Source organism: Micromonospora sp. ATA51, assembly GCF_016802855.1.
Classification (GTDB): Bacteria; Actinomycetota; Actinomycetes; order Mycobacteriales; family Micromonosporaceae; genus Micromonospora; species Micromonospora sicca.
Map to the genome: position 1 here is coordinate 41,928 of NZ_JAEVHJ010000011.1, position 21,918 is coordinate 63,845.

The 21,918-nt window shown below is 73.9% G+C and carries 19 protein-coding genes and 4 pseudogenes; 9 read left to right on the forward strand and 14 right to left on the reverse strand.

Features of this window, described 5'->3' with window-relative positions:
- Positions 1-187 precede the first annotated feature (187 nt).
- Both JNW87_RS03975 and JNW87_RS03980 read left to right on the forward strand, forming a co-directional pair.
- Positions 188-667: a helix-turn-helix domain-containing protein gene (locus tag JNW87_RS03975; protein WP_238453048.1), complete on the forward strand. Its 480-nt coding sequence runs from the start codon at positions 188-190 to the stop codon at positions 665-667.
- A gap of 48 nt (positions 668-715) precedes the next feature.
- Positions 716-1,458 (forward strand): annotated as a pseudogene (locus JNW87_RS03980) (YqjF family protein).
- Here JNW87_RS03980 and JNW87_RS03985 read toward each other — a convergent pair.
- Both JNW87_RS03985 and JNW87_RS03990 read right to left on the reverse strand, forming a co-directional pair.
- Positions 1,436-1,681 (reverse strand): hypothetical protein, encoded by a 246-nt coding sequence (locus tag JNW87_RS03985; protein WP_238453049.1) that lies wholly within the window; start codon positions 1,679-1,681, stop codon positions 1,436-1,438. The pseudogene JNW87_RS03980 and the gene JNW87_RS03985 overlap by 23 nt on opposite strands.
- Positions 1,682-1,721: 40 nt before the next feature.
- A complete protein-coding gene (locus JNW87_RS03990; protein ID WP_238453050.1) occupies positions 1,722-1,901 on the reverse strand; it encodes a hypothetical protein in 180 nt (59 codons plus the stop codon).
- Between the two features lie 216 nt (positions 1,902-2,117).
- Here JNW87_RS03990 and JNW87_RS03995 point away from each other — a divergent pair, with 216 nt between their 5' ends.
- Positions 2,118-2,978 (forward strand): AraC family transcriptional regulator, encoded by an 861-nt coding sequence (locus tag JNW87_RS03995; protein WP_238453051.1) that lies wholly within the window; start codon positions 2,118-2,120, stop codon positions 2,976-2,978.
- Positions 2,979-2,983: 5 nt separating this feature from the next.
- On the opposite strand, the gene JNW87_RS04000 is transcribed toward JNW87_RS03995, so the two are convergent.
- Positions 2,984-4,153, reverse strand: a complete 1,170-nt coding sequence (locus JNW87_RS04000; RefSeq protein WP_238453052.1) for a phosphotransferase family protein — start codon at positions 4,151-4,153, stop codon at positions 2,984-2,986.
- Between the two features lie 136 nt (positions 4,154-4,289).
- Here JNW87_RS04000 and JNW87_RS04005 point away from each other — a divergent pair, with 136 nt between their 5' ends.
- Together JNW87_RS04005 and JNW87_RS04010 are read left to right on the forward strand one after the other, a co-directional pair.
- A complete protein-coding gene (locus tag JNW87_RS04005; RefSeq protein ID WP_238453053.1) occupies positions 4,290-4,859 on the forward strand; it encodes a hypothetical protein in 570 nt (189 codons plus the stop codon).
- Between the two features lie 38 nt (positions 4,860-4,897).
- Positions 4,898-5,329, forward strand: a complete 432-nt coding sequence (locus tag JNW87_RS04010; protein ID WP_238453054.1) for a VOC family protein — start codon at positions 4,898-4,900, stop codon at positions 5,327-5,329.
- 4 nt (positions 5,330-5,333) lie between these two features.
- Here JNW87_RS04010 and JNW87_RS04015 read toward each other — a convergent pair.
- Positions 5,334-6,508: pseudogene (locus JNW87_RS04015) on the reverse strand (hypothetical protein).
- Between the two features lie 262 nt (positions 6,509-6,770).
- On the opposite strand from JNW87_RS04015, the gene JNW87_RS04020 reads away from it, so the two are divergent.
- A complete protein-coding gene (locus JNW87_RS04020; RefSeq protein ID WP_238453055.1) occupies positions 6,771-8,318 on the forward strand; it encodes a gluconokinase in 1,548 nt (515 codons plus the stop codon).
- A 45-nt stretch (positions 8,319-8,363) separates the two neighbouring features.
- Positions 8,364-9,887, forward strand: coding sequence for an SLC13 family permease (locus JNW87_RS04025; RefSeq protein ID WP_238453056.1), 1,524 nt, complete (start codon positions 8,364-8,366; stop codon positions 9,885-9,887).
- Between the two features lie 39 nt (positions 9,888-9,926).
- Here the strand turns inward: JNW87_RS04025 and JNW87_RS04030 are convergent, their stop codons facing one another.
- Positions 9,927-10,502, reverse strand: a complete 576-nt coding sequence (locus JNW87_RS04030; protein WP_238453057.1) for a dienelactone hydrolase family protein — start codon at positions 10,500-10,502, stop codon at positions 9,927-9,929.
- A 199-nt stretch (positions 10,503-10,701) separates the two neighbouring features.
- Here JNW87_RS04030 and JNW87_RS04035 point away from each other — a divergent pair, with 199 nt between their 5' ends.
- Entirely contained in the window at positions 10,702-11,196 is a 495-nt protein-coding gene (locus JNW87_RS04035; RefSeq protein WP_238453058.1) for a helix-turn-helix domain-containing protein, read from the forward strand.
- Positions 11,197-11,221: 25 nt separating this feature from the next.
- Here the strand turns inward: JNW87_RS04035 and JNW87_RS04040 are convergent.
- The 8 genes and pseudogenes from JNW87_RS04040 to JNW87_RS04075 all read right to left on the reverse strand — a co-directional run.
- Positions 11,222-11,488: pseudogene (locus JNW87_RS04040) on the reverse strand (putative quinol monooxygenase); the annotation flags it as partial.
- A gap of 64 nt (positions 11,489-11,552) precedes the next feature.
- Positions 11,553-12,311, reverse strand: a complete 759-nt coding sequence (locus tag JNW87_RS04045; protein WP_238453059.1) for a MerR family transcriptional regulator — start codon at positions 12,309-12,311, stop codon at positions 11,553-11,555.
- A gap of 155 nt (positions 12,312-12,466) precedes the next feature.
- On the reverse strand, positions 12,467-12,763 hold the full coding sequence (locus JNW87_RS04050) for a hypothetical protein (protein WP_238453060.1): 297 nt from the start codon (positions 12,761-12,763) through the stop codon (positions 12,467-12,469).
- Between the two features lie 105 nt (positions 12,764-12,868).
- Positions 12,869-13,105, reverse strand: coding sequence for a hypothetical protein (locus JNW87_RS04055; RefSeq protein ID WP_238453061.1), 237 nt, complete (start codon positions 13,103-13,105; stop codon positions 12,869-12,871).
- A 93-nt stretch (positions 13,106-13,198) separates the two neighbouring features.
- Positions 13,199-14,587, reverse strand: coding sequence for an IS607 family element RNA-guided endonuclease TnpB (tnpB, locus tag JNW87_RS04060; protein ID WP_238453062.1), 1,389 nt, complete (start codon positions 14,585-14,587; stop codon positions 13,199-13,201).
- Complete coding sequence (locus tag JNW87_RS04065; RefSeq protein ID WP_238453063.1) at positions 14,577-15,155, reverse strand: IS607 family transposase; 579 nt, start codon at positions 15,153-15,155, stop codon at positions 14,577-14,579. The genes tnpB and JNW87_RS04065 overlap by 11 nt, the downstream gene beginning before the upstream one ends.
- 113 nt (positions 15,156-15,268) lie before the next feature.
- Complete coding sequence (locus tag JNW87_RS40440; protein WP_238453064.1) at positions 15,269-17,425, reverse strand: EAL domain-containing protein; 2,157 nt, start codon at positions 17,423-17,425, stop codon at positions 15,269-15,271.
- Between the two features lie 298 nt (positions 17,426-17,723).
- Positions 17,724-19,208 carry a hypothetical protein gene (locus JNW87_RS04075; RefSeq protein ID WP_238453069.1) on the reverse strand — a complete coding sequence of 495 codons (1,485 nt, stop codon included), beginning with the start codon at positions 19,206-19,208 and terminating at the stop codon, positions 17,724-17,726.
- Positions 19,209-19,259: 51 nt separating this feature from the next.
- On the opposite strand from JNW87_RS04075, the gene gcvT reads away from it, so the two are divergent.
- Positions 19,260-20,447 (forward strand): glycine cleavage system aminomethyltransferase GcvT, encoded by a 1,188-nt coding sequence (gene gcvT, locus JNW87_RS04080; RefSeq protein WP_238453065.1) that lies wholly within the window; start codon positions 19,260-19,262, stop codon positions 20,445-20,447.
- Between the two features lie 3 nt (positions 20,448-20,450).
- Here gcvT and JNW87_RS04085 read toward each other — a convergent pair.
- Positions 20,451-21,742, reverse strand: a pseudogene (locus JNW87_RS04085) (DUF2314 domain-containing protein).
- Between the last annotated feature and the right edge of the window lie 176 nt (positions 21,743-21,918).

Consider the following 21,918-nt stretch of genomic DNA (forward strand, 5'->3'; position numbering starts at 1 on the left):
GCGGTCACGGGAGCTGCGGGTAGAGCGCGGCCACGCCGCCGGAGAGCTTGCCGCGCACGTCGCGGCTGAGGTCGGATCCTGTCCGGGTGGTAGTGTCGGCCAGCTAGCTTGTGCAGAAGCAAGCCAGCCAGGGACCAGTGAAGCACCTGACTAGCGTCAACGCAAGTCAGCCCGTACGCTGGTCGTTATGACGGATCTACGGGACGACCGGGACGCCTGGTCGATGGCGAACTGCTCGATCGCCCGGGCGATGGACATCGTCGGCAGCAGGTCGGCGATGCTCACCATGCGTGAGGCCCTGCTCGGTACGCGCCGTTTCGACGACTTCGTCCACCGGGTCGGTCTCGGCGAGCCCGCCATGGCGGCCCGGCTCAAGGAGCTGGTGGTCGCCGGCCTGCTTGAACGGGTCCCCTACCGGGAGCCGGGGCAGCGCACCCGCCGCGAGTACCAGCTCACCCGCAAGGGCCGTGAACTGCTGCCCGTCATCACCGCGCTGCGCACCTGGGGCGACACCTGGGCCGCCGACGACGCCGGTCCCGCCGTCCTCGCCACCCACCGGGAGTGCGGCCACCGCGTCCGGGCGGCGCTCCGCTGCGAGCTGGGCCACGACGTCGACGAGGGCGACGTGGACATCGTCGCCGGACCGGGCCTGATCCGCAGCAACTGACGACCGGCGGACATCGGCCGCGGTCCACGGTGCGGGCAGGATGGGCACGTGGACATCGAGCCGGTCGACGTCGCGCCCGAGCGGGCGTTCCCCTGGGCCGTCCTGCGCCAACGCTGGCGGAACCTCACCTTCGTGCACTGGGCCGTGCCACCGGAGGTCGTCGCGCCACTGCTGCCCGCCGGCACCCGACCCGACACGCTCGACGGGCTCACCTACGTCGGCCTGATCGGTTTCCGGATGGTCGGGCTGGGCCTCGGAAGGGGGCCGGGAGTGCCGTACTTCGGCAGCTTCTGGGAGACCAACGTCCGGCTGTACTCGGTCGACGGCACCGGCCGGCGGGCGGTGGTGTTCCGGTCGCTCGACGCGTCCCGGCTGGTCCCGGTGCTGATCGCGCAGCTGAGCCTGCGGCTGCCGTACAAGTGGTCGGCGATGCGGCTGGACCGGGACTGTGACCGCTACACCTACCGCTGTCGGCGCCGCTGGCCCGGCCCGGCCGGTGCGACCAGCCGGATGGTGGTCCGGGTGGGTGAGCCGATCGCGACCCGACCCCGCTGGAACACTTCGTCACCGCCCGCTGGGGCCTGCACACCCGGGCGTACGGGCGCACACTGCACCTGCCGAACTGGCATCCCCAGTGGCCGCTGCACCGGGCCGAGCTGCTGCACCTGGACGACGAGCTGATCAGCGCCGCCGGGCTGCCGCCGCCGTCCGGACCGCCGGCGAGCGTGCTCTACTCCCCCGGCGTCCCGGTCCGGTTCGGCCCACCGGTCACCGTGCGCCAATCCCGCTGACCACCCGGGCCGACGCGGGACCGCGTCCGTCGTCCCCCGCTCGGCGGGTGGCGGTGATCAGCACGTCGACCAGCCGGGCCAGGTCGGTCGCCCCGTCCGGGTCATCGGCGCGGCGGGCGACCACCAGCGCCGGGGCGGCCAGGTCCAGCACCACTCGGTCGCGCCGCAGCACGAAGCGCAGCGGGTCGTGGGTGCCGCAAGCACGCCCGGCTGCGTCGCCCAAGCCGGTGCATCAGTGGCACGAGCCAGCACGTCTCCCGGCATCAAGGTGTTGGCGGGCGAGCCGTCCGCCGGCGGAGAGCGATCCGGCCGGTGCGCTCCCGCAACTTCCGCGCCGTCCGACCCAGCTCGAACGCGATCCGGGCGGCCTCGTACGCCTCTGCGGCGCCCGGCTCCGCCATCCGGCGCGCGCGCAGGTCGTCCCACTCCGCGTGCTCATCCATCTTTGGGTCCCCTCGACGATGCCGGCCGCTCTGCCAGCCATCGCTCAAGAGCCCAACGACGGTCAACGCGCAGGGTGCTGGTGCTGTTCGTCACGTCTCGGCGACACTTCCGCCACCGGTCGGTCAAAGCGCAACCGATCGCGCCGGGCTCAAAATGTCGGGTCCGGGATCACCCGGGTGCCTAGCGTCGGTGGCGGAAAACGGAAGGAGCACCGGGTGCTGGAGCGGCTCAACCAGGCCATGGCGCACATCGAGCGGCACCTCGACCAGCCGGTCGAGGTGGCCGAACTGGCGCGGATCGCGGTCACGTCGGAGTACCACTTCCGGCGGCTGTTCTCCGCCCTCGCCGGCATCCCGCTGTCCGAGTACGTCCGACGGCGGCGGCTCACCGTCGCCGGCGCGGAGGTCCTCGCCGGAGAGGAGTCGCTGCTCGACATCGCGGTCCGCTGGGGGTACGGCTCGAACGAGGCGTTCGCCCGGGCGTTTCGCGCCGTGCACGGCGTCGGTCCGAGCGAGGCCCGGCGTACGGGGGCGGCGCTTCGCGCCCAGCCCCGGATGTCCTTCCGACTCGTCGTCGAAGGGAGCACCAGCATGCGATACCGGATCGTGGAGAAGGACGACTTCCGCCTGGTCGGCCGCAAGGCCCGCGTCCCCCTGGTCCACGAGGGGATGAACCCGGCCATCGTCGCGTTCATCCGGAGCATCGGACCGGAGACCGTACGCCGGATGGAGGCGCTGTCCGACCAGGAGCCGAAGGGCATCGTCAACGTCAGCGACGACCTCGCCGGCAGCCGGGAGGAGGGCACCGAGCTGGACTACTGGCACGGGGTGGTGACCGGCGCCGATGCGCCGGACGACATGGCGAGCCTGCCGGTGGCAGCGGGCACCTGGGCGGTCTTCGAGTCCTCGGGGGAGTTCCCGCAAGCGTTGCAGTACCTGTGGCGGGACGTGTTCACCCAGTGGTTCCCGTCGAACCCATACCAGACCCGGCCCGGCCCGGAGATCTCAAAGGTGCGCGTGTCGGCGGACGGGAAGCGGGCCGAGGCCGAGCTGTGGATCCCGGTGCGGCGGACCTGAGGTTCTCAGCCCTCGGCGGCGGCCCGCGCCAGGCAGGCCGGGACGTCGCCCGCGTGGTACGGGTGCTCGCTCGGCTCGATCGCGGCGAGGAACATCGCGTACACCGCGGCCAGCCGCAACGGGGCGACCGGACGCAGCAGCGCGACCGCCCGCTCCGGGTCGCAGCCGGGCACCTCGGCCCGCCACCGGCCCGCCCACGCCGCCAGCATCGGCGCGGCCGTCGCCGGGGCGAGGGTTTCGGTAAGCCGCAGGATGTCGAAGGCGGGATGGCCGACGAACGCGTCGCCCCAGTCGATGGTCACCCGACGCTCGCCGTCGCCACGCACGTTGCCGGGGTGCAGGTCGCCATGGACGAGGGTGTCGGGCAGCCCGCAGCGGCGTACCTCGTCGAGGCGATCGTCGAGGCCGGCGAGCAGGCCGTCCACGGTGGAGACGTCGTGCGGGGCGAGGGCGGCGCGGATCCACCGGGCCAGGGCCGGCCCCCGCCGGTCCGGTACGCCCGCCGTGACCAGCGCCGGCACCGCGTCGGCGGCGCGGAGCTGGACGGCGTGGTGGTCGGCGGCGACGGCAGTCCGCTCCTCGACGCCGGCCGCGTAGCGGTCCTCGCCCGGCACGTGGTCGAGCAGCACCCGGCCCGCCCCGTCGTCGGCGAGCACCGTCGGGGTGGCGCCCGGCGCGGCGTCGGCGAGCCAGCGCAGCACCGCGCCCTCGTGCCGGAGGAAGACCGGCACCTGCTTGAGCCAGGTGCTGCCGTGCCCGCCGTCGAGGCGCCAGATCGCCGAAAGGTTCCAGGTGCGCTGCTGCGCGACGGCGGTGACCGGCCGGCCGAGGCGGTCCAGCTCGTCGGTGGCCCAGGCGATGCTGCCGGCCGGGCCGCCCGGCTCGGCCCACGGGCCGCGCAGCGGGTGCGGCGACAGGTCCACCGACACCGGGTCCAGTGGCACGGCCGGGCGTTCGGCGACCTGGCCCAGGTAGGTGAGGTGGCCGCCCGGCGGCTCGGGCCGGTCGGCGGCGAGCAGCCGCAGCACCGCCACGTCGAGGCCGTGCCGCCGTCGCGCCTCGGCGACCACCGAGCCGATCTCCTGCCACCACGGCTCCGGCACGTCGTACGCGGGGAGGGCGCCCAGCTGCTCGCCGGCCTGGTCGACCAGCAGGAGGGTCACGGTGCGGGACACGCCGGGACGGTAGCGCCCGGCGCGTCGTGGTGGCGAAGGGATTACCGCGACCCTGACGGACTCCGGGCCGGCCCTTCCGGGGCCGCTGGGGGTGAGCCCTGATGTCCCCGCCTCGTCCCGCTGCCAGGCTGACGCAATGATCGCCACCGATTCCCGCGCCACCGCGCCCGCCCCGTACGCCTGGTTGCGGCCGACGGCCCTGACCGCCTCGATGCTGCTGTTCGGCTACGGCATCCTCCGCCTCCTCGACGGCCTGGACGGGCACCGCGACAAGTCCGCGTGGCCCTGGCTGGCCGGGCACACCCTGTTCCTGCTCGGCATCGTCCTGTTCGCCGTGCTCATGGTGGAGCTGCGCGGTCTGCTGCTCGCCACCTCGCCCCGCCAGCGGGGGTTCACCGACGTGGCGACCGTGGCCGGGCTGGTCGGCGCGGCCGCGTTCGGCTGGGTGATCCTCGGCGACCTGTTCCCGCGGTTCGCCGAGGCGGTGTCGCCGCCGGACGTGGTGCTGATCGGCGGGCCGGCGCTGTTCCAGCTGGGCCTGCTCACGCTGCTGGTCCGCGCGGTCGTGGTCCGGCTGCTGCCGGCGTGGGGGCCGGTGCTCGTCCTGGTCGGCTTCCTCGCGATCGGGGTCGAGCTGGACCTGCTGCCGGTGGGCGCCGCGCTGGTCTTCGCCGGCCTCTTCCCCCTCGCCCGGCCCGCCCGCTGATCGTCGCGCCGGGCACCACCGGCGGGTACGGTCCGGGCATGGAGCAACGCATCAGTCTGGTCACCCTCGGCGTGGCCGACCTGGCCCGGGCCCGCGCCTTCTACGAGCGGCTCGGCTGGCGGGGTCAGGAGGTCGAGCAGACCGTCTTCTTCCAGGCCGGCGGGCTGGCCGTGGTGCTCTGGGGGCGCGACAAGCTGGCCGACGACGCCGGCTTGACCGATCGGGGCGCCGACGGGTTCGGCGGGCTGAGCCTGGCGCAGAACGTACGCAGCCGCGAGGAGGTCGACGCGATCCTGCGCGAGGCGGTGGAGGCCGGGGCGACGGTGACCCGCCCGGCCCGGGAAACCTTTTACGGCGGGTACGCCGGCTGCTTCACCGACCCGGACGGTCACCTGTGGGAGATCGCCTGGAACCCCGGCTTGCCCCTGGGTGAGGACGGCACGCTCATAGTCCCCGACTTCGGCGGCTGACCGGTCAGGTGTGGACGATGCGGCGCACGCCGCCCTGGCCGGCGCAGGCCTCCCGCTGTCCGCCAGTCAGGCTGAGCATCCCGTCGCGGCACTGGACGAGGTAGCCGCTGCCGGACCAGAAGTCGGGCGCGCAGTCGAAGAACTCGCAGGTCCGCGCGGCGGGCCGGCGGACCCGGTAGCCGTCGCCGCAGAAGTCGTACCCGAAGGGGTTCGCCGGGGCGCCGCAGCGCGGTTCCCCGGCGGGCTGCGGCGCGGCGGTGCGGGACCGCGCGGGCGTCGGCGCGGGGCTGGACTTCTTCCGTGGCTTCGGCGCGAGGGTGGTCTCCACCCGCACGGCGGGGGCGACCGGTCGGGGCGCGGGCGTCGCGGTGGCGCCGGGGTGGCGGCGGAGGCGACGTCCGAGCCGGGCCGCACCGGCGGGTCGGACTCGAAGAGCATCGCGGGCACGACCAGGGCGAGGGCCGCGGCGACCGCGACGGTACGGCGGCCGCCCGGCACCCGGGCGGAGAGCCGGGCCTGCGCCGGGGTGACGATGCCCGGCCGGAACGGCTGGACCTGCGCGTGTTCGGCGATCAGCTCGTCGAGCTGGGCGACCACGGCGGCGCGCTGCTCGATGGCGTCGGCGAAGGCGAGGGTCAGCTTGAACCGGAATTCGGCGACCGCGCTGGTCGGCAGCAGCAGCCCGGAGGTGCGCCGCCGGTCGAGCACCTGGATCAGCGTGACCGGGGCCGCCGGGTCGTGGGCCAGCCCGGTCATCCGCCCGTACGCCCAGTCGCGCCGGCCGCGCCCGCCGAGCAGCACCAGCCGGCGGTTGGTGAGGACGGCGAGCCCGGCGTCGGTGACCTTGAGGCCCTCCGGGCGGCGCGGGCGCAGCGCCGGCGGGTCCGGGTCGACGGTCAGTTCGGGGGCCGGCAGCACGGCGGTGTGCCGCACCTCGACCAGTTGGGCGGCCGGCAGCGTCCAGAAGACGACCTCGCCGGGGGCCAGCTCGATCGGCAGGCCGACGCCGGCTTCCGCCGAGCCCTGGAAGGAGCCGGCGAGGATACGCAGCCGGCGCAGTTCGTCGTCGCGCCGTCGCCACGCCTCGTCGGCGTCGCGGAAGGTCCGCTGCCGGCGGTCGTTCTGCCGGTGCGCCCACCGGTACCGCCATGTGGAACCCGTCGAATCAGTCTTCGCCACGCCGACTCCTCCGCCGCGCGAGCCCACCAATCGGGGTGTCATGCACATCAACTGCGACGGAAGGCCGACAAGACACGCGAAAGTCGTTAATCTGACCGATCGGCGGATTGACCCGCACAATCGGCGGAGTCCGCCGCGTCGATTCCCGGCCGGGACCGGGTGCTCCGGGTCGGGCCGCTTCACCATGCGAGGGGGTCCCGGCGTCGGTAACGTCAGCCACAAGCCGGGTGCGCCGTGGCCTCGGGGGGAGGGAGGTGGACCGGTGAGCGACGCGACCTCCACCGTCGTGGTCGGCGTGGACATCGGCACCACCAGCACCAAGGCCGTCGCGTACGACACCGACGGGCGGCGGCTCGCCATGCACACGGTCGGCTACCCGCTCGACGAGCCGCACCCGGGCTACGCCGAGCAGGACCCCCGGCTGATCCTCGACGCGGTGGTCGAATCGGTCCGGGCCGTGGTCGCCGAGCTGCCGGAGCCGATCGCCGGGCTGTCGTTCAGCACCGCGATGCACAGCCTGATCGGCCTGGACGCCGACGGCAACCCGCTCACCCCGTCGGTCACCTGGGCGGACTCCCGGGCCAGCGGGCAGGCCGAGCGGCTGCGCGCCGCGCCGTCCGGGCTGGCCCTGCACCGCCGCACCGGCACGCCGGTGCACCCGATGGCACCGCTGCCCAAGCTGGTCTGGTTCGCCGAGCAGCAGCCGAGGCTCTTCGAGCGGGTGGCGCACTGGGTCGGCATCAAGGACTACGTGCTGCTGCGGCTGGCCGCGGCGCTGGTCACCGACCACTCGGTCGCCTCCGCCACCGGCCTGATGGACATCCACAGGCTGGCCTGGGACCCGGAGGCGCTGGGCGTCGCCGGGATCACCGAGGAGCAGCTGCCGCAGCTGGTCCCCACCACCACCGTGCTGCCCGGGCTCACCGCCGAGGCGGCCGCGGCGACCGGCCTGCCCGCGGCCACCCCGCTCGTCGTCGGCGCCGGGGACGGCCCGCTGGCCAACCTCGGGCTCGGCGCGGTCAAGCCCGGCGTGGTGGCCTGCTCGATCGGCACCTCCGGGGCGATGCGGGTGGCCGTCGAACGGCCCGCCGTCGACCCGCTCGGCGGCGTGTTCTGCTACGCGCTCACCGAGAACCGCTGGGTGGTCGGCGGGGCGATCAACAACGGCGGCATCGTGCTGCAGTGGGCCGGCGACGCGCTCGCCCCGGAGCTGGGCGAGCACGCCGAGGAGGAACTGCTCGAACTGGCCGCCCGGGCGCCGGTCGGCTCCGGCGGGTTGATCATGCTGCCGTACCTGCTCAGTGAGCGGGCGCCGCACTGGAGCGCGCTGCCCCGCGGCGCGTATGTCGGGCTGACCCACGGCCACCGGCGCGAGCACCTGGTCCGGGCCGCGCTGGAGGGGGTCTGCCAGCAGCTCGCCCTGGTCCTGGGCTCGGTGCGGGCGGCCGGTAACGAGGTCCGGGAGATCCGCGGCAGCGGCGGCTTCGCCCGCAGCCCGCTGTGGCGGCAGATCCTCGCCGACGCGCTCGGCATGCCGGTGCGCTTCCCCGCCGGGCACGAGGGGTCCAGCTTCGGCGCCGCGCTGCTCGGCATGCAGGCCCTCGGCCTGATCGGCTCCATCGACGTCGCCGCCGACCTGGTGGAGATCGACGAGACGGTACGCCCCGACTCGGCCTCGGCGGCCACGTACGCCGCCCTGCTGCCCCTCTTCTCCGAGCTGTACGACGCGCTCGTTCCGACGTTCGCGTCGCTGCGACGGCTGGCGCCGAGCCTGCCGCCGGAGCCACCACCCACCGCTGCTCCCATGTGATCGCCCGTCCCGAGGCACGGACGACTACCGAAGGTCGTGATAGCTGTGGTCACTCCGCTCGCCGCACCGGCGGCACCGCTCACCAACGCCGGTGACGCTCAACTGATCACCGCCGCCGTGCTGGGCATCGCCGCTGTGGTGCTGCTCATCGCCTGGGGCAAGGTGCACCCGTTCCTCTCCCTGATCCTCGGCGCGGCCGTGCTCGGCGTGGTCGCCGCCGTGCCGGTCGACAAGATCGTCACCTCGTTCAGCGCCGGGGTCGGCTCCACCGTGGGCGGGGTCGGCCTGCTGATCGCGCTCGGCGCCATGATCGGTGGCCTGCTCGCCGAGTCCGGCGGCGCGGACAGCATCGTCGAACGGGTGGTCGCCCGGGTCGGCGGTGCCGCCCTGCCCTGGGCGATGGCCGGGGTGGCCGCCCTGATCGGGCTGCCGCTCTTCTTCGAGGTCGGCGTGGTGCTGCTGGTGCCGATCGTGCTGCTGGTCTCCCGGCGGGTGGACGTACCGCTGATGAAGATCGGCATTCCGGCGCTGGCCGGCCTGTCGGTGCTGCACGGCCTGGTGCCGCCGCACCCGGGCCCGCTGGTCGCGATCGACGCCCTCGGCGCCAACCTCGGCCAGACCCTCGCGCTGGGCCTGCTGGTGGCCATTCCGACGGTGATCGTCGCCGGGCCGATCTTCGGCAACTTCATCGCCCGCTACGTGCCCGCCACCGCACCGGAGGCGTTGCTGCCCACCAGGCAACCGCTGGCGGTCGCCGGCGGGCGGGGGCCCGCGGCCACCGGTCGCCCCCGGATGGACGCCGACGGGGACCTGGTCGCCGAGGACGACCTGGTCAACCCCGGTACCGGCCGCCCTGGCGAGCCGATCGACGAGGCTGCCACCGCTGCGGTGCGGGCGCGCCGCGCACCCGCGCTGTGGGCCGCGTTCGTCACCGTCCTGCTGCCCGTGGTGCTGATGTTGCTGCGCGCGATCGGCGAACTGGCCCTCGACAAGGGCACCGCGGGCCGCAAGGCGCTGGACATCATCGGCACCCCGATCATCGCCCTGCTCGCCGGCGTCATCTTCGCGATGATCTTCCTCGGCTACCGGACCGGTTTCAGCCGCAGCCAGGTCTCCGGCTTCCTCGGCGGGTCGCTGCCGCCGATCGCCGGCATCCTGCTGATCGTCGCGGCCGGCGGCGGTTTCAAGCAGGTCCTGGTCGACGCCGGCGTGGGAAACCTGGTCGCGGAGTACGCCAAGGACGCCAACCTCTCGCCGCTGCTGCTCGGCTTCCTGGTCGCCGTCGGCATCCGGGTGGCCACCGGCTCGGCCACCGTCGCCACCATCACCGCGGCAGGCATCGTCGCGCCGCTGGCAGCCACCCTCCCGGGACCGGAGGTGGCGCTGCTGGTGCTGGCGATCGGCTGCGGGTCGCTGTTCTTCTCGCACGTCAACGACGCCGGATTCTGGCTGGTCAAGGAGTACTTCGGGCTGACCGTCGGGCAGACCATCAAGAGCTGGTCGGTGATGGAGACGATCATCTCGGTGGTCGGCTTCGTCGGCGTCCTGCTGCTCGACCTCATCTTGTGACGCCCTGAGCGCGAGGGTGGCTGTCTCCGTCGGTCGCGGTCAGCGGGCGGCGAGGAAGTCGAGCACGCGCTGGGTGAGCAGCTTGGCGGCGTCGGCGTCGTAGGACGGCAGGCTGGGGTCGGTGAACAGGTGCCGATCGCCGCGGTAGACGAACAGCTCCGCGTCGTCGGCCGACTCGACGAGCGCGCGGGCCGCGTCGATGTCACCCTCGCCGGCGAAGAACGGGTCGGCGTCCGCGCCGTGGATCTGCACCGGCACGCCCGCCGGCCACGCCGTCCCGAACTCCGAGACGGGCAGGCAGGACTCGAACAGCAGCGCCCCGCACGCGCCGGCCCGGGTCTGCGCGAGCTTCTGCGCCGGCAGCACGCCGAGCGAGAAGCCGGCGTAGACGAGCCCGTCGGGCAGCCCGTCCGCCGCGCCGACGCCCCGATCGAGCAGGTTGCCGAAGCCCACCTCCCGGGCGTACGCCAGGCCGTCGTCCAGCGTCGCGAAGGTGTGGCCGTCGTAGAGGTCCGGCGTGTGCACGGTGTGCCCGGCCCGGCGAAGCTCGTCGGCGAAGGCGAGGACGCCCGTCGTCCGGCCCTGCGCGTGATGGAACAACAACACCTCAGCCATGCGGTCTCCCCGGTCTCGGATGGGATCTTGCCGCGAACACTCCAAAACTTTAGACTGTTCGACAAATGTCGAGCAATACCCGAATCCCGGACTACGACCTGCCCGACACCGTCGAGGTGTCCACACCCGCGCAGTTGCGCGCGATCGCCGACCCGCTGCGGGCCACGATCCTCGACCTGGTGCTCGAGCGGCCGCCACCGTGGCCGAGCTGGCCACCGCCGTCGGCCGTCCGAAGAGTACGGTCGCCCACCACGTCAACGTGCTGCTCGAGGCCGGGATGCTCCGCGTCGTCCGCACCCGGCGGGTGCGCGCCATCGACGAGCGGTACTACGGACGGACGGGCCGCACCATCCATGTGGGCGTGGTCCGGCGCCCGGGCGACACGACGACACCCGTGTGCGTCAACGGCCTGTCCGTCGCGGCCGCCGAGTCGGTGCCGGCCCACGAGGCGGACACGCTCTACTCGACGATCCGCCACGCCCGCATCCCAAGGGAGAGCGCGGCCCAGTTCTGGCGGCGCGTCGAGGCGCTCATCCGGGAGTTCACCGAGCTGCCGCGCTCCGGCGACACGGTCTACGGCTTCGTCGCCGGCCTCTACCCGACCGACCACCCGACCCTGCCCGACCCGGACCAGGCGCCCGCCGGGGACTCGGACTCAGAACCGCGCCGCGTTTCGCCGCGCCCTGGCGGGTGACGGCAGGCGCGCCAGACCCCGGCGCTCAGGGGGCCTCGACGCCGGAGATGCGGTACCGGTGCACCTCGGCGCCGAGGATCGCCACCGTCTGCTCCTCCGACGGGCCGGACCCGCGGAAGGCGAGCAACTGCTCGTCGGTCTCCCACCGCTCGTAGACGTTGATCCGGCCCGGCTCGATCAGGTCGGCACTCACCGCGAAGTCGATGCAGCCCGGGGCGGAGCGCGCCTGTCGGACGGTCTCGACGCAGGAGGCCAGGTAGGCGTCCCGGCCGTCAGGGTCGACGTAGAGACTGCGGCGACGATGAACACTCTGGCCTCCTGCGGTGAGCCCGACCCGTCAGGGCCATCGTGGCACGTCAGGCCCGGCTGATCGCGTTGGCGTGGATGGCCTCGCTCAGATACGCGGCCAGCCCCGGCCGGATCTTCTCGTAGTACGCGGTGAACCGCGGGTCCGCCACGTACATGTCGGCCAGCCCGGTGTGGATCTCGTACGAGCACTCGTAGAACCAGCGGCTGATCAGCTGCCGGTGCTCCTCGGCCAGTTCCATCGCCGCCGGGCTGTCGGCCGGCGCGCCCGAGTCCATGACCGCGGCGACGCGCCGCCCCCAGTCCTCGTTCTCCGCCTTGTTGCGCAGCCAGTCCTCCTTCGAGTAGCGGGCGGCGCGCCGGGTCGACTCCCGGTACGCGTCGGTGCCGCCCCACCGCTGCTCCGCCTCCTCGGCGTGCGCGTCCGGGTCGAAGTCCCCGAAGACCTCGAACCGCTCCTCCGGGGTCAGTTGGATCCCCATCCTTCTCGCCTCCATCGCGAGCTCGATCGCGGCGACCATCTCCTGGAGCTTCCCGATCTGCCCGGTGAGCAGCTCGTGCTGCCGGCGCAGGTGCGCCGCCGGGTCCGCGCCCGGGTCGTCGAGGATCGCCGCGATCTCGTCCAACGGGAACCCCAGCTCCCGGTAGTAGCGGACGAGCTGCAACCGCTCCAGGTCCGCGTCGTCGTAGCGGCGGTAGCCCGCCGCCGTCCGGCCGCTCGGCGAGAGCAGCCCGATCTCGTCGTAGTGGTGCAGCGTCCGCACCGTCACCCCGGCCAGCTTCGCCACCTGACCCACCGTGTACGCCATGGTTCCCTCCCTTCCGCGACCAAGGCTCCCGCCTGCCGTTACGTGAGGGTCAACCCCAATTCTGGGACCGGGCCGACGGACGTGAGCGGGAACACGGCGCCCCCGGTCTCCCGAAGCGGGTGGGAGGCCGGGGGCGGCGGGTGCGGCTGGTCGGGTCAGGTCGTGACGCGCTCCCGAGCCTCATCCGGGGCGGCGAACGTCGCGCTGGCCGGGGTCCGGAAGGCGTGCACCAGGCCGGCGAGCGACAGCACCAGGAGCAGCGCCGCGCCGAGGTACATGGCCAGGGCACCCTGCCCGGCCTTGCGGCCGAACTCGCTGAAGCCGTACGAGGTGAGCAGCAGGCCGCGCAGCGTCTCACCCTTGAAGACCGTCTCCCGCTGCGCGGTGACGTCGGCGAGCTGCTTCTGCAGGTCGGCCAGGTTCGCGGCCCTGGTCTGCTCGGCCTGGGCCACCTGCTCCTTCAGCGCGGTCTGCGGGCCGCCCAGGTCGGCGTACGTCTTGCCGTCACCGGTCGCCGTGAGGTGCAGGCCGATGAACTCGTTGGCGTAGCACTCGGCCTACTTGCCGGTGGTCAGGGCCTGGCCGGCGTACTCGCGCAGGCAGTCGGACTTCTTCTCCTCGTCGGTGAGGGTGTCGGCCGGCTTGAAGCTGATGTGCTGGGCGCCGAGCTGGTCGTGCACGTAGGTGTTGGCGAAGTTGGCCTTCGTGGTGAGGACGATGCCCACGACGAGCAGCAGGACCGCAAGGCCCAGCCCGCCGATGCTGAACAGCAGATCCAACGTCCGTCGCTTCATGTCCGGCTCCTGAGGGGATGGTGGCGTTCTTCGGTGACCGTCCCATCGTCACCGTCGGCACGCGCGCCCGGAGCAGGGCCGAACCGTTACCTCTCAGTGTGCTCTGGTGAGCATGTGATTGGCAGTCCCGCCTTGCGGGACGGTCCCGGCCTTACCCACCTGGGCGGTGCCGGGTTGACGCTTCACGGCCACCGGCCCGCCGGGGCGGGTCTTACGGTCGGCTCCACGTCCTGCCACCGGGCCACTCCCGGCGGTTGTCGCCTCACACGCGAGCGCGGCGAGGTTGCGTGCGGCGTTGACGTCCCGGTCGAGGACCAGGCCGCAGGTGGTGCAGGTGTAGGTGCGCGCGGACAGGGCAAGCTTGGCTTTCACCGTGCCACAGGCCGAGCAGGTCTTGCTGGAGGGATACCAGCGGTCAGCCACCACGAAGTGGCCGCCGTTCCATGTGGTCTTGTACGCCAATTGCCGGCGTAGTTCGCCGAAGCCGGCGTCGGCGATGCGCCGACCGAGGCGCCGGTTGCGTAGCATGCCGGCCACGTTGAGGTCTTCGACCACGATGGTGCCGTACTCGCGGGCCAGCCGGGTGGTGAGCTTGTGCAGGCCGTCGCGGCGCAGGTTCGCCACCCGCCCGTGCGCCCGGGCCACCTGCCTGCGCGCGCGTTCCCACCGGTTCGACGGCTGCTGGCCGCTACGCCGATCCGGGCCGACACCCCGTGACAGGCGCCGGGCGAGACGCCGCATTCGACGGGCCGCGTCCTCAAGGTGGCGGGGGTTGGGCTCCATCTTGCCGGTGGACAGCACCACCAGGTGCCTCACCCCGACGTCCACGCCGACCACCGCCTGCGGGCGCGCCGGTGTGCGCTCGACCCGGTCGACCTCAACGGTGAACGCGACATGCCACCGCCCGGCGTCACGGCGCACGGTAGCCGACATGATCCGGGCCGTGCCCGCTTCCAGCCGGCGAGCGAGCTTGCGGGCGGACTCGTGCAACTTGAGCCGGCCCAGCCGGGGCAGCACGACGTGCTTGCGGTCCGGCTCCACCCGGATCGCACCCGTGGTGAACCGCACGGACGGCGTGCTGCGGCGACGGGACTTGAACCGGGGAAACCCCACCCGCCGCCCCGCCCGCCTACCCGTGCGCGAATCGGACCAGCTCTTCAAACCGCGGGCCAGGGCGTCGAGGCCGGTGTTGAATGCCTCCTTGGAGCACTCGGCCCACCACGGCGCCACGTCCGGCTTGGCCGCGTTCCACGCCCTGCGCAACGCCGGCAACGACCACTCGATCGTCGGCGTCAAGCCCGACTCCGCGACGCCGTAGGAGCGTTCGGCGGCACGCTGCTCCATGACCGCCTTCACCCGGGCGAGGGCCCAGTTGTACGCCACCCGACCCGCACCCGCGTGCGCCAGCACCGCGCGTTCCTGACACGGCGTCAGGTCCAGGGCGAACCGGTACGCCTGCACGACCATCACATCAATCACCATCGTCCGTTGCCGCCGCGACGGCCCGCCGAGCCCACTTGGCGGCCGCCCGACGCCCGTACAGACGGGCGCACAGGCTGGTCAGGATCTCGGTGACATCCCGCACCAGGTCGCCGTCCACCTCCGCCGGGTCCACCACGAGCAGCCGACGACCCTGAGCGGCCAGGGCCGCCTCGACATACTCGGCGCCGAAGCGGGCGAACCTGTCCCGGTGCTCCACCACGATGGTCGTCACCGTCGGGTCGCGCAGCAGGGCGAGGAACTCCTTGCGATGCCCGTTCAGCGCGGACCCGACCTCGGTCACCACCCGGGACACCACCAACTGCTGTCCGGTCGCCCACATAGTCACCCGCGCCACCTGCCGGTCCAGGTCAGACCGCTGGTCAGCCGACGAGACCCGGGCGTACACCACCGTCAGCCCGCCACTGGGCGCCGCCGCGGCGAGAGGCTCGCCCACCATGATGAGCCGGCCCAGCCGATACGTGGGAACAGGCAGCGTCCCAGCCGCGTACTGCCGCCGCGCGGTCACGTACGCGACGCCCTGGGACACCGCCCACTCCTTCAGATTCACATTGCTCACCATAACGGCCTTAAGAGCGCTATAGCCTACTGCGGGCCTATCTGTTGGGTGCCCCCTGTCCTGGTCGGGACCTTCGGCCTCCCCAGGGCGGGCCGGGTTGCCGGTCAGCGGGCGGCGTCGACCGGGGTCAGCGTGGTCAGCAGCTCGGGCAGGGCGACCGGGCGGCCGTACCGGAAGCCCTGGCCGTGCACGCAGCCGATCGCGGTGACCGCCGCGTGCTGCGCGTCGGTCTCCACTCCCTCGGCCACCACGGCCAGGTCGAACGCGGCGGCGAGCCGGTTGACCATGTCCACCGTGGCGTACGCCCGGGCGTCCTCGGTGCCCAGGCGGGACACGAAGGAGCGGTCGACCTTCAGTTCGGTGGCCGGGATCCGGTGCAGGTAGCTCAGCGAGGAGTAGCCGGTGCCGAAGTCGTCGATGGCGATCTGGATGCCCAGCTCGCGGAGCTGGCGCAGCCGGTCCAGCACCACGTCGCTCCCCTCGATCAACGCCGACTCGGTGAGTTCCAGGGTGAGGGCGCGGGCTGGCAGGCCGGCGCCGGCGGTGGCGGCGGTGACCGTGGCGATCAGGTCGGGCCGGCGCAGGTGTGCAGCGGCGATGTTCACCGCGACGGTCACCTGGGGGTCCCGCTTCCGCCAGGCCGCGGCAGCCCGGCATGCCTCGTGGATCACCCAGCGGTCGACCGGCAGAATCAGCCCGGTCTCCTCGGCCAGCGGCAGGAAGCGCTCCGGGGCCAGCACCCCGAGCCGGGGGTGCCGCCAGCGGACCAGCGCCTCGGCGCTGCGTACCGCGCCGGTGGCCAGGTCCACGATGGGCTGGTACTCCAGGTGAAGCTGTCCCTCGTCGACGGCGCGGCGCAGGTCGGCGATCAGCTCCGCGCGGGTCACCGCCGACTCGCGCAGCGCCGACGTGCAGGTCCGGTACGCGGACTTGCCGGCCGCCTTGGCCGCGTACATGGCGATGTCGGCGTCGCGGAGCAGGTCGGTGTGGGAGGTGTGCTGCGGGCCGTACTCGGCGATGCCGATGCTCGCCGACGGGTTGAGGCCGAGGTCCTCCTCACCGGGCAGCGGTTCCAGGGCGGTGAGCAGCCGCTCGGCGAGCCGCTCCGGCGGCACCGGCCGGTCGCCGTGGACCAACACGGCGAACTCGTCGCCGCCGAGCCGGGCGATCATCCCGTCGGCGCCGGTGGCGTCCCGCATCCGCTCGGCGATGCTGGCCAGCAGCCGGTCCCCGGTGGGGTGCCCGAAGCGGTCGTTGACCTGCTTGAACCCGTCCAGGTCGAGCAGCAGCACGGCGACCGGCGCGTCGTCGCGCAGGGCGCGGCGCAGCCGCCGGTTGAAGGTCAGCCGGTTGGGCAGGCCGGTGAGCTGGTCGGAGTACGCGAGCCGGCGCAGCCGGGCCACCAGCCGCAGGTTCTCGTTGGCGGCCAGCCCCTGGCGCAGCGCCAGCACGCCGAGCAGCGCCATGATGCCGAGGAAGATCAGGTGCGGGGTCTGCCCGGTGGGCCGGCGGGCGAGCACCACCGCGACGATCGCCCCGCCGACCGGCAGGTACGGCAGCGCCACCCGCCACCAGGGCGGCAGCGGCGACTCGGCCGTCTCGTCGCCGCCGTCGCCACCGGGCGGCGGCGGGCACGTGGTGGCGGCGCCGATCAGCAGGTAGCTCAGCGGCCAGCACACGTCGATTGGGTGGCCGGGCGTGTAGCTGCCGTGCGCGATGAGCGACACGTAGGCCGTGTCGGCGGTGGCCCGGACGGCCAGGCTCGCCCCGATCACGGTCAACGGCCGCCACCTCGGCCGGGACGGCCCGGCGACCGCGACCAGGATGGTCAGCTGCATCAGGTCGAACATCGGGTAGAGCAGCCCGAGGGTGCGCAGCGGGTCGGCGAGGTCGGCGGCGGCGACGTCGCGGAAGACCACCACCCAGCCGATCGGGATCAGGGCCAGCCCGACGATCACACCGTCGAGGAGGGTTCGGGCCTGCCCGACCAGGCTGCACGGGGCGGCCATCGAGCAGAGCAGCGCGGCGGTGCCGGTGAGGATGCCGGCGGTGAAGACGCCGCCGATCAGCGGGGTGTGCGGCAGTTGGTGCCCGCCGAGCCGCTGCACCGTCCACAGCACCCGACCGATCGCGGCGAGCGCCATGGTGACCGCGAGCAGCCGCCAGAACCGGCGCAACGCCAGCGGATGCCGGCGGGACGCGCCGACGCAGGCGACCGCCGCCCAGGCCGCCACCGCCACCGCACCCAGGTCGCTGACCACGCCGCGCCGGGCAGCGCGGCCACCAGCCAAACGGTTTCCCCGAGTACGACGACCGCGCCGCGACGAGACCGACGCGGCCGGACAGGGTGGGACGGGCCACGACGACGCGGCTCACGTCCTGCGGCACCACAACGATTCGCTCCGGCTCTCTCTCAGATGTGCACCCTCGACGATGAGGACCGGTCACGGGCGGCGAACGGCGCAAGCGTAGTCACCCGGCCGATGCCGCCGCCAGAGCCGACCGGCACCCGTCACCCGCCCGATCAGGACGGTGACGCGCTGTCGCCCTGCCGGGCCCTCAGGCCCACTCCTCCGCCGGGTCACCATCGCTGCCGGTGGCGGCGCCACCCTCCGCGACGCCGGCCCCGTCGACCGGGGGCGCGGCGGCCGGCGGGCCGCCGTGCGTCCAGGGGGTCTCCTCCGGAGCGGGGAAGTTACCCGCCGGCAGGAAGGCGTCCGACAGGGTGGTGAGGCAGAGCCGCTCCCCCACCTCCGGCACGGTGCCCGGCGGGGCGGTCAGGCCGCGGCCCATCCCGCCGGAGAGTTCCAGCACCACCTCGGTCTTGCCGTCCGCGCCCGGGGTCACGAAGACCACCCGGGCCTTCTGCGCGGGACGGGCCGGCGACCACAGCGTCGCCCCGACCGGCATCGGCACCGGCTCGGTGGTGACCACCTGGATCCGGGGGCGCAGCACCGGCCGCTTCCCGGTGTCGTCCACCCGCTTCGGGTCGGCGAGGGTCACGTCGCCGACGAACGCCTCCCCGGTCAGCCGGTGCTCGGCCATGACCAGGGGGTCGTCGTAGGCGCGTTGCACGGCGTACGAGGTCAGCGCCCGTTCCAGCCGGTGCAGGCGGACGGCGGCGGCCACCGCCCCGTCGCGCCGGGGCTGCGGGCCGCCCCCGGCGTCGAGGTGCTCGGCGTACCCGGTGAAGGCGTCCTTGTCGCCGTCCCACCGCCCGGCCACCCGGCCCCCCGGCGGCAGGGCGCGCAGCAGCCCCACGCCGCGCCACATCAGCTCCCAGGCGGGCGCGAGCTGATCGCGCAGCAGGCGCTCCAGCTCCGCGTACGCCGCCGCGCGGGCGACCGTGTCCGCCTCGGCCTCGGCGTACGCGGCGATGGTCGGGGCCAGCAGCCGGTTGTCGAAGTCGGGGTCGGTGGCGGGGCCGGCCGGTGGGCAGATCGTCGGGTCCTCGGCCCGGGCGGCCGCCGCCGCGCCGGTCAGCCCGGCCGGCGGGTCGATCCAGCCGAGCAGCGCCGGCAGGTGCAGGTCCTCGACCGCGCTCTGCCCGGTCGCCCAGTGCAGGGTCAGCGCCTCGGTCATCGCCAGCAGCGCCGCCGAGCCGGGGTGCTCGGCCCGCTCGGCGAAGAAGGTCAGCCAGCGGCCGAGCAGCGGCACCGACGGGTGCACCGGGTGGTCGCCGTCCGGCCGCCGGAACCGGGTGGAGCGGCCGAGCAGCCGCAGGAAGGTGACCCCGGCCGGGTTGGGCACCAGCAGTTGCGGCGCGTCGGCGTACCGGTGGCGGACGTCGCGGCCCCGGTCGGTGGGCACCGCCTCGGTGACGCCCCGGAAGGAGTCCAGGTAGGGCAGCAGGATGCCGGCCAGTTCGGCGGCGAACGCGAACCGCTGCTGCCGGTTGCGGGGCTGCGGCACGATCAGCAGCCGCGCCTCGTCGGGGGCCGCGCCGACCAGGGCGGCGAGGGGGGCGTTCGCCTCGCCGGCCATGGCGAGCGGCACCAGCACCAGCGGGCGTTCCGACAGGTGCAGGTGCCGGACCGTGGCCATCGGCTGGGCCACCCCGGCGGCGAGGGCCTGCGCCTTGGCCAGGGCACGCAGGTGCTCACCGGAGCCTCCGCCGGCTGCCGGGCCGGGCACCCTGGCGTGGCGGGTTGCCGGCCCGGGAGGCGGCGGGCCGGACGGCGGCGGGCCGGCGGGGCGTACTCATGCGGGGTCTCCCGCGAGGGCGTCGGCGCCAAGTTCGCCCCGTTCGGGGGCTGGGAGATGCCGCTGGAGTACGCCGGTGGCGGTGTGCTCAAGGAGCACACCGCGGTCCGTACCGGGGTGGGCGTCTTCGACGTCTCGCACCTGGGCAAGGCGCGGATCACCGGGCCGGGCGCCGCGGACTTCGTCAACGCCTGCCTCACCAACGACCTCCGCCGGATCGGCCCCGGCCAGGCGCAGTACACGCTCTGCTGCGACGACGCCACCGGCGGCGTGGTGGACGACATCATCGCCTACCTGCACGCCGACGACCACGTCTTCCTGATCCCGAACGCGGCGAACACCGCCGAGGTGGTGCGCCGGCTGCGCGCCGCCGCGCCGGCCGGGGTCGAGGTCAGCGACGAGCACGAGGCGTACGCGGTGCTGGCCGTGCAGGGGCCGCGCTCGGCGGAGCTGCTCGCCGCGCTGGGGCTGCCCACCGAACACGGCTACATGAGCTTCTCCACCGCCACCCTGGACGGGATGGGGCTGAGCGTGTGCCGCACCGGCTACACCGGCGAGCTGGGTTACGAGCTGGTCGTGCCGGCCGCGCACGCGGTCGCCGTCTGGGACGCGCTCTTCGCCGCCGGGGCGGCGTACGAGCTGCGGGCCTGCGGGCTGGCCGCCCGGGACACGCTGCGCACCGAGATGGGCTACCCGCTGCACGGGCAGGACCTGTCGCTGGAGATCACCCCGCTGCAGGGCCGCTCCGGCTGGGCGGTCGGCTGGGACAAGCCGGCCTTCTGGGGCCGGGACGCGCTGCTCGCTGAGAAGGCCGCCGGCCCCCGGCGTACGCTGCGCGGCCTGGTGGCGGTGGACCGGGCCATCCCGCGCCCCGGCATGGCCGTGTACGTCGGCGACACCCGGGTCGGCATCGTCACCAGCGGCACCTTCTCCCCGACCCGCAAGGGGGGCATCGCCCTGGCCCTCCTGGACACCGACCCGAAGCTGGCCGACGGCGACGTGGTCGAGGTCGACATCCGCGGCCGCCGCGCCCAGATGACCGTCACCCGCCCCCCGTTCATCACCCCCTCGGTGCGGTGACGCTCAGTCGGGCTGCGGGCGTTCGCCGGCGTCGAGAACGGCCTGGGTCCAGCCGCCCTCGGTGACGCCGGTGCCATCGAGCAGGGCCCAGTCGACGACGTCGGTCGCCTCGATCACCACGGGGGCGCCGATCCGCACGGTCGGGTCGGTGGCGGCGTCGCTGGCGCTGACCCCGACGATCCGCTCCGCGCTGTCCCAGGAGGTCACCCCGGCCCAGACGAACTCGGGGCCGTCGTCGCCGGGCAGGCCGTACTTGACCACGAGCTGGGTCTCGGCGGGGAGCTGACCGGCGAGGAACCGGCCCCGGATGTCGCCCAACCCGGCCCGCGCGGTGGCGATCGCCTTGCTCATCGCGTCGCCGGGGCGGGCGTACCGGACGTCCGGCTGGATGCCGGCGAAGAGGGTGGCGCAGGCGGCGGCGAAGTACCGGCCGGCCGGCCCCGGGTGGCCGGGCGGCGGCCGCAGGCTGAGGAACGAGTCGGCGTCCGGGTCCGTCGCCGGGTCCAGCTCCAGCCGAGCAGCACCGGCGCGGTCGCCCCGTGCTGCTCCGGATTGCCGTAGGCCACCGCGATGTCGTGACCGGTCACCGTGGCCAGCACGGGGAGCTGCACGAACGCCGGCACCTCCTCGCCGGCCAGTCCGTCGGTCCAGTCCCGCAGCAGCCGCCGGGCCGCGCCGGTCATCACCGCGCCCCAGGCCCGGGTGAGGTGGTCCGGCACCCCCTGGGCCTGCAGCTCCAGCAGCCCGAACCGACGCAGCCCCTTGGTGGTGAACCAGAGCCCGTCGGCGTCCGAGGAGTAGGGCACCAGCACCCAGTCGACCAGCCGGATCCGGCCCTGCTCGTCGGGGAGCGAGCGCAGTGCCGCCGCCGGGTCGAGGAACTGCAGGCCGAAGACGTCCACCACGTCGCTGCCGACGGTCTCGGCCACCGCGGCGGCGACCGCCCGGGCCGCCCACTCGTGCGCGGGCGGCCAGCCCGGCCGGTACTCCGCCTGGACCACCACCAGGTGCGTCGCGGCGGCCAGCCGGGCCAGCTGGGCCTCGGTGGCGCCGAACGCGGTGAGCAGGTCCGGCGGCAGCTCCGGGAACTCGCCGATCGGCCGGGTGTCCACGGTCATCAGCGGGCTGTCGAGCATCTGCTTCGCCAGGCCGTGCACCGGCTCGGCGAGCCGCCCCGCGAGGGCCGCCACCGCCGTCTTCGGGCTGACCTTCGGCAGCCCGGCGATGGGCACCAGGTAGGTCGCGTCGAGCGACTCCGGCACGGGTACGGGCAGGAAGTCGTCCGTGATGAGCATGCCGTCCCCCATCGACCGCGCCGGTGCTGTCGTTGAAGAACGCTACCCGGCCGGGCGTGCCGCCCTCAGCCGGACAGCTCCGGCACGGGTACGGGCAGGAAGTCGTCCGTGATGAGCATGCCGTCCCCCATCGACCGCGCCGGTGCTGTCGTTGAAGAACGCTACCCGGCCGGGCG

Excerpts from the sequence above, each read along its gene's own strand:
- JNW87_RS04030 (WP_238453057.1), bottom strand. The coding sequence starts at position 10,502 with ATGGCTGAGGTGTTGTTGTTCCATCACGCGCAGGGCCGGACGACGGGC.
- tnpB (WP_238453062.1), bottom strand. The coding sequence starts at position 14,587 with ATGGTGATTGATGTGATGGTCGTGCAGGCGTACCGGTTCGCCCTGGAC.
- JNW87_RS04005 (WP_238453053.1), top strand. The coding sequence starts at position 4,290 with ATGATCGCCACCGATTCCCGCGCCACCGCGCCCGCCCCGTACGCCTGG.
- JNW87_RS04010 (WP_238453054.1), top strand. The coding sequence starts at position 4,898 with ATGGAGCAACGCATCAGTCTGGTCACCCTCGGCGTGGCCGACCTGGCC.
- JNW87_RS03975 (WP_238453048.1), top strand. The coding sequence starts at position 188 with ATGACGGATCTACGGGACGACCGGGACGCCTGGTCGATGGCGAACTGC.
- JNW87_RS04045 (WP_238453059.1), bottom strand. The coding sequence starts at position 12,311 with ATGGCGTACACGGTGGGTCAGGTGGCGAAGCTGGCCGGGGTGACGGTG.
- JNW87_RS04055 (WP_238453061.1), bottom strand. The coding sequence starts at position 13,105 with ATGAAGCGACGGACGTTGGATCTGCTGTTCAGCATCGGCGGGCTGGGC.
- JNW87_RS04075 (WP_238453069.1), bottom strand. The coding sequence starts at position 19,208 with ATGGCCACGGTCCGGCACCTGCACCTGTCGGAACGCCCGCTGGTGCTG.
- JNW87_RS03990 (WP_238453050.1), bottom strand. The coding sequence starts at position 1,901 with ATGGATGAGCACGCGGAGTGGGACGACCTGCGCGCGCGCCGGATGGCG.